Below are 12,488 nucleotides of genomic sequence, written 5' to 3' on the forward strand. Positions count from 1 at the left end.
ATGAAGCGCCAGTTGGATGACTTCGGAAAGAACCTTGCAGGTGGTCGATACCAGAATAAAATCACCGAGAGCTGCTGCTCAATTAAAGAACCTATGTGAAAGTGAAGGGTGAGTGGGTTTATCTCTATCGGGCCATCGATAAATACGGCAAGACCCTGGACTTCATGCTATCCAAACGCCGGAACAAAGCTGCTGCAACAAAGTTCTTCGCTCGTGCGCTTGAGGTAAACGGATTGCCACGGAAGATTGTCATCGACTAAAGCGGGCCAACACTGCTGGCGTCAAAGCAAAAAACAAGATGCTGAAAGGCTTTGGTTGCTCGGTACCTATTGAGACGGTCAGACGGAAGTAACTCAACAACATCATTGAACAAGACCATTGCTTCATCAAATGTCGGATCAGGCCCATATTGGGTTTCAAGTCTTTCTCGTCAGCTGCGTCTGCCCTAGCTGGTATCGAACTGGTTAACATGATCCGCAAAGGTCAGTTCACGCCCGGACTCTCTCCGTTTCAGCAGTTTGTTAAATTGGCGGGATAATAGATCCACCTGCGCCATCTCCTCAGCCTGCCAAGGAACTTGCGACAGAACCTTGCGCAGCAATGTCCCGAGAGGGTTCAGCCAGAGCCGCCCTTTCTTCGGTTGTTTCACTGGCACTTTCAGCCCCTCTCGTCGCCGCTCGCCGTTGTGCTCGAAACAATGGCGCATCAATGGCTCTCCGTTCAATCCACCCATCGCTGATAGACCATCCAGCCTCTCTCTGCAGCGCAGCGATCCGGCGATAGCCATATCGCCCGTATTGACGGGTCAGCTCGATAATGTCGGCCACCAGTCGGTCTTCGTCTGCGCGACCTAATGGGACACACCGTTTCGCAGACTGGTTTTGTCCAAGCACGCGGCAGGCGCGTCGCTCAGATACTTTGAGCTGGCAGCGGACATGATCGATGCATGTACGACGACGAGAGGGGCTCAGTAGTATTGGGATGGTCCGCCCTTTCCGGGGAGCGACCGGATAAGTCATCCTCTCCATAGATCAAACGAGGAGGAAAGGATCATGTCAGAGTTTGCAGTCGTCGGAGTCGATCTCGGCAAGAATGTGTTTCACGTTGTGGCGATGGACGTCCAAGGGCGCGTCGTGAAACGGCGAAAGTATACAAGGCCACAGCTGTTCGCACTGTTTCGATCCCTGCCACCGTGTTTGGTTGGTATGGAAGCTTGTGCCAGTGCTCACTACATCGGTCGTACCCTGACAGAAATGGGCCATGATGCGCGTTTGATGCCAGCGCAGTATGTGAAGCCATATCTCAGAACTCAGAAGAATGACTTCCTTGATGCCGAAGCAATTTGCGAGGCGGTCCAACGACCAACAATGCGGTTCGTTCCGATCAAGACACGAGAGCAGTTAGAATTGCAGGCCGTTCATCGCGTGCGGGATCGCCTGGTCGGCCGTCGCACTGCTGTCAGCAACCAAATCCGAGGCCTTTTGGTCGAACATGGGATTACGATGCGCCAAGGGCGTGGCGGATTGCGAGGTGTGGTTCAGAACCTTCTAGAAGAAGAGAACACAGCCGTGTCGCCAGCCATGCGAACCCTAATCTCGGGTCTTTGGGCAGAATGGCAGTCAACAGATGCAGCCGTTCGGAACCTCACGCAAGAACTAGAGGCTCTCGCCAAGAAAGATCCGGCGTGCCAACGCCTGATGACAGTACCGGGTGTCGGGCCGTTGGTCGCTACGGCCACGGTCGCAGCCGTCGCAGACGGATCAGCCTTTGGAAGAGGGCGGGACTTTGCTGCTTGGCTCGGGTTGGTGCCCAGGCAGATGTCGACCGGCGGCAAGACCAGATTGGGCGGTATCACAAAGCGCGGGAACACATACCTGCGCCGAATGTTCATCCATGGCGCTCGAAGCTTCAAAATGAACGGGAACCGTTCGACGCATCAGATTGGGACTTGGCTCGATGACCTCGAACAACGAACCCACAAGAATGTTGCCACTGTAGCATTGGCAAACAAGCTGGCGAGAATTGCCTGGTCTGTACTGGCCAATGAAACGGAATACAGACCGCTTCCGGCTTAAACGTAAGCCTGAGGCCCAAGAATGATGTGCGATGTGAGAGGAGATGGCGCTGCAACGATCCGCCACCCATAGATGCTGAAGAGGGAAACTGGCCAGTTTCGGCCGAGCTAGTATCAAGCAATATGCGGCAGCGGATACCCATCAAGGCCCGGAGCTGAACGCTCCACACGGAGGCCGGATACATTGACGCAACTGTTCAGCGCATCGAAATCTGAGATTGCATGTCGTGGGCGGACCATACATTTCCCTTTGCGGCTTCCGTCAGGATCAATTTGTCCAGCGTCAGATCTGAAACTGCGCGTCTCAGCCGCTCGTTCACTTTCTGAAGCCGCTTCAGTTCTTTCAACTGATCTACACCCATTCCGCATTCGCCGTTGGGCTCGAACCTATGGCGCGTTCAACGGCTCATTTCTTTCGCCAGCGGTAATAGGTTTGTTCAACAACGCCAATCTGTCTGATCGCATCGAGACGGGACATGCCTTGCCCCATCAGAACTTCAACCTGCCGTAACTTCGAGACAATCTCTTCGGGCTTCGGTCGCTTGTTTGCCATTCGTGGTCCTCCGTTTCCTAAGCATAACGGTGGACCAGTTCAGTAGGGGAGGCTCACTGCGTTCAGTAAAATTGGATTGCCACTTGGAACAGGATGGCGGATTGGTGGATCAGAGTAAACGACCCCAAACTTACCAGCCGTCCGCATATTTCGACCAACCTGGAATAAGGGACGCATCGTCGGCCAGAAGCGACGGCACTGGCCGAAACAGGTTTGTGCATCAGATATCGTCAAAGGATGAACTGACTGCGCTCGTCACACTTGCGTTCCTCACCAATCCTCCTATGAAAGTGCAATAAATTGATCGGGGGAAAGCTTGCGATGCGCATGCGCGATACGTTCATCAAACCGATGCACCCTGAAGGTATTCGGTTTGTCGCAATCTTTGCCGCAATAGCTGTCGGCCTGTTTTTGCTTTCTGACATTCTGGGTTGGATTGGCGTCGGTCTCACGATCTGGTGTTACTATTTCTTTCGCGACCCGGAACGGGTGCCGCCGACGGAAGAGGGTTTGATCGTCAGCCCGGCGGACGGGGTGGTTTCGCTGATCGAAGCGGCGGTACCTCCGAGCGAACTTGGGATGCCCGACGCGCCGCTTACCCGTGTCAGCGTGTTCATGAGCGTCTTCAACTGCCATGTAAACCGAACGCCGGTTGAAGGTGAGATTGCCGCTGTTGCCTATCGCCCCGGCAAGTTTTTCAACGCATCCCTGGACAAGGCCAGTGCCGACAACGAACGCAACAGCTTGCGTATTCGTATGGCAAACGGTCGGGATCTGGCTGTTGTTCAAATTGCGGGCCTAGTTGCAAGACGGATCGTCTGCTTCGTAAAACCCGGTGACAAACTGCAAACCGGAGAACGGTTTGGATTGATCCGGTTCGGATCTCGGTTGGATGTTTATCTTCCTGACGGTGTCGAGCCACAGGTGCGTGTTGGGCAAACGATGATTGCGGGCGAAACCGTCCTAGCTAGTTTGCGCACACCTGAACAAAAATAGGTGGTGGGATCTGTGGCAAAACCATCTAAGCAGGAAGAGACCGGGTTCGCGCTGATCCATTTGTTGCCCAACGCGCTGACCATAACAGCTATATGCGCGGGCCTGACGGCGATCAGATTTGGTGTACAGGGCAATTACGTGCTTGCGGTGCAGCTCATTATTGCTGCTTGCGTGCTGGATGGGTTGGACGGGCGTATTGCGCGCCTGCTCAGCAGTGACAGCAAAATCGGAGCGGAACTTGATTCACTCGCAGATTTTCTGAACTTCGGAGTGGCCCCGCCGCTCGTTCTTCATTTTTGGGCCTTGCAGGATATTCAAAACGCAGCGTGGCTTGCCGTCCTGTTTTATGCGGTATGCTGCGTGATGCGCCTTGCCCGTTTCAACGTGGGTAGCAAATCCGAAGCCTGTGATCAGAACGATGCCTATTTCAAAGGGGTCCCGGCCCCTGCGGGGGCGCTGTTGGTGATGCTGCCAATGTATGTTTCCTTCGCTTTTGCAGATGCCCCGCTGCTGCCCGGCATATTGATTTGTCTTTACATGGTGGTCATCGGTCTGCTGCTCATCAGCCGGATACCAACCTGGTCTTTCAAGACGACGCGGATCTCGCGCGAGAATGCAAAATACTTTCTCATCGGGGTCGCTGTTGTTGGCGCGGCGCTGCTGACCTATCCCTGGGTCACGCTGATCGCGCTTTGCATTGGATATGTGGGAACGGTTGCCTGGGCCTGGCGTGGCAAGGAAGTCTCTTCTAACCGTTAAGGACCTGATATGGACATCAAAGCCGTTCAAAACTCCTATGCTCGATGGGCACCTGTCTATGACAAGACGTTTGGAGCCATAACCTGTGTCGGGCGGCAGCACGCGGTTGACTATATCAATAGACACCCGGGCAAAGTACTGGAGGTCGGCGTGGGCACTGGTCTGTCACTGGAACACTACAAGCCCGAGATGCAGGTGACAGGGATCGATTTCAGCGAGGAGATGCTGAAAAAGGCCCGCGACAAAGTGGAAGCCCAATCACTGAGTCACGTCGAGGAGCTGCGGCAAATGGATGCCCGCTCGCTTGATTTTCCGGACAACCACTTCGATACGGTTGCGGCGATGCATGTGCTGTCCGTCGTTCCCGAACCGGAAAAAGTGATGGCAGAAATAGCGAGGGTCTGCAAACCAGGCGGCAGAGTGGTAATCACCAACCATTTCCAACGAAAGCGGGGATTGATTGCGTCCCTTGAACGGTTTTTTGCCCCGCTCGCAAACACAATTGGTTGGCATTCTGATTTCGAAATCGACAAAGTACTGCAAGAGGACGCACTGACCGTCGGAGAGCAAAGAACCCTGCCACCGCTGGGGATGATGACCTTTTTGGTTTTGACGAAAACAGCATTTTCATAACGGCCTTGTCAACAATTCTCGTGGCCCACAAACTAGGAATTGAGCAACAGGCATTGCCAAGTTGATCGCGCTGTCCTTTTCGGATAGCGCGTAACATGACCATACCGACTTCATTGCTGCGGCTGAAAGGCTTCCGTTTTCCTCGCGAAATCATCGCTTATGCGGCGTGGGCATATCATCGGTTTGCGCTCAGCTAGGCAGATGTGGAGGGTTTGTTGGGGGAGCGCGGCGTGATCGTCAGCCGCGAAGCCATTCGCCTTTGGGTGAACCGTTTAGGGTCTCAGTTTGCCGATTGTATCCGACGAGACCGGCCCCAGCCGCACGACAAATGAAGTGGTCGTCCCGATCAACGGCGTGAAACATTGGCTGTGGCGTGCAATCGATGGCAATGGAGATGTACTCGACATTCTGATCCAGCCTCGCCGCAATGCCAAAGCCGCAAAGCGTTTTTTCGGTCGATTGGTTGCTGCCTATGGCGAACCACGTGTCGTTATCACGGACAAGCTGCGTAGCTATATACCAAGCCGTTCAAGGTCATCGCGCCGGGCGCCGACCATCGGGCGCACAAGGGGCTCAACAACCGGATCGATGGGTCACACCGGCCGACGCGAAAGCGGGAAAAGATGATGGGTCGGTTCAAATCACTAACCTAAGAGCAACGATTTCTCGTCGCCCATAACCAAATCAATACGATCTTTTGTCCCCGCCGCTATCGCCTTTCCACTCTCTCCTACCGCCATGTCAGAGCCGACGCGTTCAAGCTGTGGCAAGGTTATGCTACCGGGCTATCGGCTTGATTGCGCGGTCTCACGCTTATTCCAATCCACTTCTGATGACTTGGCAATGCCGGTCAACATAATCCACAAAGGTCAATTCACGCCTGGGCTCCGCCCGTTTCAGCAGTTTATCCAACTGGTAGGATAATCGCCTCTCTAGTTCCATCCTTTCAGTTCTCGAAGAAACTTGCGGAAGACCCAGACGGTCCCAAGTTTAAGTCCGAGAGGCTTCAAACGCCGCCCATGCTTTTTCGAAGGCATCGAAATCGAACCCGGTTGCGCGGGCGGGATCCAGAATCAGTTTTTCGGTTTCAAGCAACTTGATGATCGCCCGTTCAAGCTTGCCCACGACTTCGGGCGGGATCACCAGCGCGCCATGCCGGTCCGCGTGCACGAGATCGCCATCCTTGACTACAAGGCCGAAGACTGTCACCGGTGTGCCAATCTCTTTTACGTGCACAAACCCGTGGCTTGGCCCGACAGACCCGGCAACCACCGGGAATCCATCCGGCAGGTCGCCGAGGTCCCGCATCACGCCGTTGGTCAGCGCACCACTTATGCCAAAACCTTTGTGGACCGTCGTATTGATCTCACCCCAAAAGGCGCCGAGGCAATCTGGATAATCCAAATCTTCAACCACGGTGACAGCCGGGCCGCTCCCAGTTGCCATATGCCTGTAATAGTTCATCCGACGTTGGCGGATCTCCTCAGGCGGTTCTGACGGCGGGTTCACGGCGGCAATCTTCGCGGTACGGGCATATCCCACCATCGCGCCCGCATCGGGATCAGAACATAACATCGTGCCCCGGGTGAATTCATTGAATCCGCGCTTGCCCTGCGCCACTTCGATTGCGTTACAAACAGTCGGAGTGTCGACCTTTTTCAGCAGGTCCAGCAAGGATTGGTTCATATCATCTCCAGCCAGCGGATCAGGGCCGCCGTTGTTTGTTGCGGTTGTTCCAATGTCGGCAGGTGGCCGGCGTTTTCGATGATCTCCAACCGGCTTTGTGGCATCAGCTCGTGCATCAACTCATGCCTTGAGACGGGGCACAGGCCATCGTCGCGCCCGCAGAGAATGAGTGCTGTGTCGGTGAAGTTGCGCAGAGTGTTGCTCTGGTCAGGGCGATCACGCAGGGCTTTGGATTGATTGACGAAAACGTCCGGGCCAAGATCCATGGCCATGTCCATGCACAAATCCAGAATGGCGGCGCGGCGCGGACCGTCCGTCAGGTAGTTCGGTTTCATCTCTTCGGCCATAACCTTGCGCAGGTTGCCACGTCCGACGGCCTCAATCTGAGGGCTGCGCGTGGCTTTGACCTCGTCCAATTCAGCAAGTGGGTTCGTGTCCATCAATGCCAGACCAGCCACACGGTCCGGTGCCTGACGCAGGATTTCCATTCCCACGATGCCGCCCATCGAGAGCCCCGCCAGAGCAAAACGTTCGGGCGCATAGGCCAACACATTGGCGGCCAGCGCCTGCATCGTTTCATGGCCTCCGATTGGTGCGCACAGGATCGGGTATTTGCCTGATAAAGCGTCAATCTGCGGAGCGAACAACCGCGCATCGCACATCATTCCGGGCAGGAGGACAAGTGGCGTCATTTGACCAGGGCAGCCCCTTCGGCAAGTGCGCCCAACTTGGCATAGGCGATATCCGGATCTACCGCACCAAAGCCGGCAAAGGTGCCAAAGCCGCAGTCCGATCCGGCGATTACACGCTCAAGTCCCACGATTTTCGTAAACCGCTCGATACGCTGAGCAATCAGTTCCGGGTGTTCGACAAAATTGGTCGTGGTGTCCACCACACCGGGCACAAGAACCTTGTCATCCGGAATTTCACCCTTGCGGTCACGGAATACCGTCCATTCATGCGCGTGGCGCGGGTTCGAGGTTTCGAACAGCACATAGCGAGATTTGGTGGACATCAGCGTCGAAAACACCTTGTCCATGCCGATGTCGCAGCAATGTGGCCCCTCGTAATTGCCCCAGCAGATATGGACGCGCACCTTGTGGGCTGGGACATTTTGCAATGCGTGGTTCAATGCCTCAACATGCATGTTGGCGATTTTCACGAACTCGTCGTCGGACAGATCGGTGAACAGCATATGCCGCGACAGGGCCAGATCCGGGCAATCCAGCTGCAAATCCAGACCCGCACCAATGATGGTCTCATATTCTTCTTTCATCGCGTCGGCCAGCGCGGCCAGATAGGCCTCGCGCGTTGGGTAGAAGTCATTCTGCAGAAAAAGGGAAATTACCCCTGGGCTGGCGGCGTTCATAAAACCGCGCGCGACCCCGTGTTCGGTCATCGCCGCCTTGAGATTGTCTATGTCCTTCTGCAGCTCAACTTGCCCTATTGAGCGCACCTCGCCCACGCACATGGGCCGCGCATATTGGGGCGTGCCGCCATCATCCGCCAGACGTTGCAGATATCCGGGAAACATTTTGAGGTCCGCAGGCGCATTGCGCGGGCTGTCACCTGCAAAACCGGTATACCGGTCCTTGACGTAAGTGGCGTAAGAAATCTTTGAGGTCTCACCGTCCGAGACGATATCTACCCCAGCCTTGGCTTGTTTCCGCACGGTCTCGGAGACGGCAGCGGTCATGCAGGCGTCAAATGCAGCCTGATCGAACGGTTCCTCTCGCTCGCGAGCAAAGATGAAATCAACAACCTTCTGATTTCGTGGCAGACTTCCCACATGGGTGGTTGATACGCGGGTCATGTCCTCATCTCCTTCCAAATCTTGATCCAGCACCGGGCTGGAAACCCGGCGCTGGATGCGCTAAGCGCGCCCCGAATGAAACCGGGACACGCAATTTTGGCTTTATGCACCCGTCCAGGTCGCGCCTGCCGGATCGTCGGTTGCGGTGATACGATACAGCCCCGCTTCTCCGGTCATCGACGGCTCGGCGCTGTAGCTTTCGCCGGGCAGAACCAGTGCGGTGTCGCCGTTGGACAGGGTGGTCTCGACCTCATTGATCCTGATGCGCCAATGGCCGCTGGCCGGCATCAGAACCACGGGTTTGTCCGCCTTGATCTGTTCGGCCACGGCCGAGCCACGGGTCAGGAAATCAACCTCGAACCCTGGCTTGTCCTTGATCAGGCCGTTTTCACCGATCACAACCGCAGGCTTGTCCGCCGCCAGCGCCATCAGGTCCCAGTAGCGGGCGACATATTTGCCGATCACCGCCTCAACGGGAACCTCGGGATAGGCTTTCAGTTCTTCCTCGGTCAGCAATGGCATGGGCTGCACATTGTGCGGCAGTTCCTCGCCCTTCTTGCTGTCATAGAGAACGCCATTGTTGCCCAGCACCAGGCCATGGGCCTGCGCGCCCTCGATCACCTGAGGCGCCCAGGTCACGCCGCCACCGGCATCGTCGCCCCCCAACATCGACATGATCATGCCATAGTCCTGGCCGACATTCTCGAACCCGCGGAAGATGCCGGTCGGGATGTTGAAGATGTCACCTTCTTCAGCGATGAACTCGCCCGCCGTGCCATAACGACCCCAGAAGAACCGCCATCGACCTTTAGCAACAAAGAACACCTCGGCGGTAGTGTGACTGTGCAGTGAGTTGCGGCATTTCGGCGGTTGCCCCGCTGCGCCGATGTTGAACCCGATCTTGTCGGTGATGTGGACGTGCTGATCCGGGCTTTCGCTGACGCCGCCGCCAATGATTGTAAAGTTCTCTTTCTGGTCTGAACCTGGCGTGTGGGCGTCGATGAACGCGGTTTTACAAGGCTTCAGTTCGCCATAACGGACGATGCGGCTTTCGATGGTACTCATATCTTTTCTCCTTTTGATTTGGGTTTGATGAAATCAATCCAAACCACCCGGCGGGCGATTGTTCAGCCGCCGGGCGCGCAGGCTGGCGCGATGGGCGTGGTACCGCCGCAACGCCTGCCCGGCATCCAGATTTGAGATACGGTTCGACATTCTAGAGATCACCGGTCTTCAGCAGAATCTGTTTCCAGATCGAGGTTTCGTCAAACAAGGTGTATTCTTTGCGCAGACCCCACGGACCGAACTCGGCCTGGCTGATGCCCAGCACAAAGACCTCGGCCCCTGTGGGCACGCCGAACACGCCCCAGCCGTCATGCTTGCCGTGCAAAGACCAGCGGATCGCGGCGCGCGGCGGCATCATCGGGTCGTCACGGCCGATCTGATGGTGGATCTTGAATTCGGCACGTGGGAACGCTGCGCGCAGACCCATCCAGAGCCTATCAACCGGCCCCCAACTGTGGCCGGTCGTGCCGCCGGGATATTCTGACAGAACAGCGCGATCGTATTCAGCCTCGATCACCCTCATATCGGCATTCATGATCCGGGTCAGGATATCCGCGTATTTCTGGCCCCATTCACTGTCATTGCCACGGCCTTTATAGGGGCCGGGCCTATCGTTCGCGGGCGTGAGGGGCTGCACGCAGGCGTCTGGCCCACCCTCGCGCGCGATCAGATCGCGGGCGTATTCCTTGGGATCCCAGCCCATCTGCTGCACGATCGCGCTCTGGTCGCGGATGAGCCATTCATCGTTGATCTGGTTGTTTATTGCGTGGCAGTCGGCAAGAATGCGGTAGATCAGTTTCTTGCCAGTCGCCTTGCCATAAACACCGTCACCGAGATGGCTCGCGGTGGACAAAAGGCGATGCGACGACAGCATGCCCTCTTCCGGCGTTCCCGACCAGATCACATCCTCGCCCAACAGTGTACGATCAGGGAACTCTGCAAGGGTCGCCATAGTGGCAGCAATGACATTCTGATTTCCGATAACCACCGACCCAGGCGAACGCACGACGATGTCCGGGGCATAGTAGTCGTGCAGCGTCGCAATGCCGCGATCTTCCCAGATTTCTTTGGTGATTCCTATTATGTAATCGGGAAAGTCTTTGAATTTAGGATTAAATCCCTTCATGTCTTCCATCCTTCAGGTATGCGGGCGGAGCCTCGAACAATCAGCGGTCCGTCAATCTCGACCCGACGCGGGCCGGCATCGGGGTCTGCAATCTTGCCAAGCAGAATATCGACAGTTTCGGTGACCATGCGATTGGCAGGCTGTCGAATGGTGGTCAGGTTGTAGGCTGGCCATGAGGCGACAGTGACATCGTCGTACCCGATGACCGAAACGTCGCCCGGAACATTCAGCCCTAATTCGAACCGCAGCGTGTCCATCACGGAAATGGCCATGTGATCGTTGGCGACAAACACAGCATCAGGCGGATCGGCTTCGAACATCCTCAGCGTGGCTTGCCGGGCTTCTTCCGTCGAAAAATTTCCTACCTCACGGGCGTGCAGCGTAACCCCGGCTTTCTGCAAGGCGGCAACAAACCCTGTTTCGCGGTCACGCTGGGTCGAAGCTCCTTCCCACCCGGCGATATATCCAATCTTTTGGTGCCCAGCTGCCAACAGGAACTCAGCCGCCTTTCGACCACCGGCAACGTTGTCGGATGTAACTGACGACATTGCCGTGTCATCTTGTGCCCGATTGAACAACACCATCGGTATACCGGCCGTTCGGCAGCGATCGGACAAATCCGAGGACAAAGCCACCGAAGCGGCGATGATCCCTTCGACCTGAAAGTCGAGTATTTCTTCGACCACATTGTCGATGTTTCCAGACTCATGCGAAGCCATGAATATCAGCACGTGGTATCCACGTTCCTGTAACGTGTTTGTCAGCTTCTCCAGCGCCTCGGGATAGAACTGGTTGTTCAGATAGGCCACGACAAGCCCGATGATCCGGCTTTTCCCGGACACCACAGCGCGGGCCAGAACGTTCGGGCGATAGCCCAGTTCCTTGGCCGCCTTGCGCACCTTTTCAACGGTTTTTTTCGACGCCGACGCGCCGGGGGTGAACACACGGCTGACCGCAGATTGGCTGACCCCGGCGAGACGGGCAACTTCCAGTGATGTAACTTTTTGTGTCGCCATCAGTCTGCCGTCCAACCTCCGTCAACTATCAATGCCGTGCCCGTCACCAGCGCCGACGCGTCCGAGGCCAGATAAACCACCGCCCCCATGATGTCCTCAATCTCTCCCGGGCGACCCAGTTTTATCTTGTCCAGAATCCAGGTCCGCTTATCCGGATCGTCGAAAGTCGACTTTGTCAGATCCGTCAGAATGAAGGTGGGGCAAATCGTGTTAACCCGGATCTTTGACGGTCCGAACTCAAGCGCCATCGCCTTGGTGAAGCCTTCAACCGCGAATTTCGACGCACAATAAACCGCGCGTTCGCGACCACCAACATGGCCCATCTGGCTAGAGATATTGATCAGTGAGCCGGGACGACCGACGTCGAGCAGGCCTTTGGCAACAGCCTGGGTCAGAAAATATGCACCTTTGACATTGACGCCTATCACCGCATCGAAATCTTCAGGCTGTGTTTCCACGGCCTTGCCATGTCGGGCAAGCCCGGCTGAGTTCAGCAGAATATCGAACGGCCCATTTTGCGCTACAGCTTCAGCGGTTGCCGCCACGTCCGAAACATCCAGTTCCAGAGCCCCGGCAGACCATCCCTGCGCCGACATATCTTTTGCAATATCCTGCAGCGCACCAGCACGGCGCGCCGCCAAAGTGACCTCAGCACCATGTTCCGCCAGCGCCACAGCGCAGGCCATGCCTATGCCCGACGAGGCTCCGGCGACCAAAGCTCGCTTGCCGCTCAGGTCGAAACTGGGGGTGCTGGGAAAATGTGGCAT

General features: G+C 56.2%; 11 protein-coding genes and 5 pseudogenes. 7 read left to right on the forward strand and 9 right to left on the reverse strand.

What is annotated here, in order from left to right; genetic code table 11:
• Positions 1-89 precede the first annotated feature (89 nt).
• A pseudogene (locus tag ACR0AM_RS15125) lies at positions 90-538 on the forward strand (IS6 family transposase); the annotation flags it as partial.
• A gap of 75 nt (positions 539-613) precedes the next feature.
• On the opposite strand, the pseudogene ACR0AM_RS15130 reads toward ACR0AM_RS15125, so the two are convergent.
• Positions 614-974: pseudogene (locus ACR0AM_RS15130) on the reverse strand (IS3 family transposase); the annotation flags it as partial.
• A 78-nt stretch (positions 975-1,052) separates the two neighbouring features.
• Here ACR0AM_RS15130 and ACR0AM_RS15135 point away from each other — a divergent pair.
• Positions 1,053-2,075: an IS110 family RNA-guided transposase gene (locus ACR0AM_RS15135; protein WP_480623350.1), complete on the forward strand. Its 1,023-nt coding sequence runs from the start codon at positions 1,053-1,055 to the stop codon at positions 2,073-2,075.
• 232 nt (positions 2,076-2,307) lie between these two features.
• Here ACR0AM_RS15135 and ACR0AM_RS15140 read toward each other — a convergent pair.
• A pseudogene (locus ACR0AM_RS15140) lies at positions 2,308-2,627 on the reverse strand (transposase); the annotation flags it as partial.
• A gap of 321 nt (positions 2,628-2,948) precedes the next feature.
• Here ACR0AM_RS15140 and ACR0AM_RS15145 point away from each other — a divergent pair.
• From ACR0AM_RS15145 to ACR0AM_RS15165, 5 genes and pseudogenes are all read left to right on the forward strand, one after another.
• Entirely contained in the window at positions 2,949-3,623 is a 675-nt protein-coding gene (locus tag ACR0AM_RS15145) for a phosphatidylserine decarboxylase (RefSeq protein ID WP_480623351.1), read from the forward strand.
• A 12-nt stretch (positions 3,624-3,635) separates the two neighbouring features.
• On the forward strand, positions 3,636-4,382 hold the full coding sequence (pssA, locus tag ACR0AM_RS15150; RefSeq protein ID WP_480623352.1) for a CDP-diacylglycerol--serine O-phosphatidyltransferase: 747 nt from the start codon (positions 3,636-3,638) through the stop codon (positions 4,380-4,382).
• 9 nt (positions 4,383-4,391) lie between these two features.
• The gene (locus ACR0AM_RS15155) at positions 4,392-5,015 is read left to right on the forward strand and encodes a class I SAM-dependent methyltransferase (RefSeq protein WP_480623353.1); all 624 of its coding nucleotides are present in this window, start codon (positions 4,392-4,394) and stop codon (positions 5,013-5,015) included.
• Between the two features lie 95 nt (positions 5,016-5,110).
• Positions 5,111-5,812 (forward strand): annotated as a pseudogene (locus tag ACR0AM_RS15160) (IS6 family transposase).
• Positions 5,813-5,864: 52 nt separating this feature from the next.
• Positions 5,865-5,939, forward strand: a pseudogene (locus tag ACR0AM_RS15165) (IS6 family transposase); the annotation flags it as partial.
• A 66-nt stretch (positions 5,940-6,005) separates the two neighbouring features.
• Here the strand turns inward: ACR0AM_RS15165 and ACR0AM_RS15170 are convergent.
• The 7 genes from ACR0AM_RS15170 to ACR0AM_RS15200 all read right to left on the reverse strand — a co-directional run bounded on the left by ACR0AM_RS15170 (position 6,006) and on the right by ACR0AM_RS15200 (position 12,488).
• Entirely contained in the window at positions 6,006-6,701 is a 696-nt protein-coding gene (locus ACR0AM_RS15170) for an RraA family protein (protein ID WP_480623354.1), read from the reverse strand.
• Complete coding sequence (locus ACR0AM_RS15175; RefSeq protein ID WP_480623355.1) at positions 6,698-7,393, reverse strand: alpha/beta fold hydrolase; 696 nt, start codon at positions 7,391-7,393, stop codon at positions 6,698-6,700. Before ACR0AM_RS15175 ends, ACR0AM_RS15170 begins: the two co-directional genes overlap by 4 nt.
• On the reverse strand, positions 7,390-8,514 hold the full coding sequence (locus ACR0AM_RS15180) for a cobalamin-independent methionine synthase II family protein (RefSeq protein WP_480623356.1): 1,125 nt from the start codon (positions 8,512-8,514) through the stop codon (positions 7,390-7,392). Before ACR0AM_RS15180 ends, ACR0AM_RS15175 begins: the two co-directional genes overlap by 4 nt.
• 102 nt (positions 8,515-8,616) lie before the next feature.
• Complete coding sequence (locus ACR0AM_RS15185; protein ID WP_480623357.1) at positions 8,617-9,579, reverse strand: cupin domain-containing protein; 963 nt, start codon at positions 9,577-9,579, stop codon at positions 8,617-8,619.
• A 151-nt stretch (positions 9,580-9,730) separates the two neighbouring features.
• Entirely contained in the window at positions 9,731-10,705 is a 975-nt protein-coding gene (locus ACR0AM_RS15190; protein WP_480623358.1) for a nuclear transport factor 2 family protein, read from the reverse strand.
• Positions 10,702-11,721 (reverse strand): LacI family DNA-binding transcriptional regulator, encoded by a 1,020-nt coding sequence (locus tag ACR0AM_RS15195; protein ID WP_480623359.1) that lies wholly within the window; start codon positions 11,719-11,721, stop codon positions 10,702-10,704. Before ACR0AM_RS15195 ends, ACR0AM_RS15190 begins: the two co-directional genes overlap by 4 nt.
• Positions 11,721-12,488, reverse strand: coding sequence for an SDR family NAD(P)-dependent oxidoreductase (locus tag ACR0AM_RS15200; RefSeq protein ID WP_480623360.1), 768 nt, complete (start codon positions 12,486-12,488; stop codon positions 11,721-11,723). Before ACR0AM_RS15200 ends, ACR0AM_RS15195 begins: the two co-directional genes overlap by 1 nt.

The sequence above is a fragment of the Ruegeria sp. AD9 genome (genome assembly GCF_056542305.1).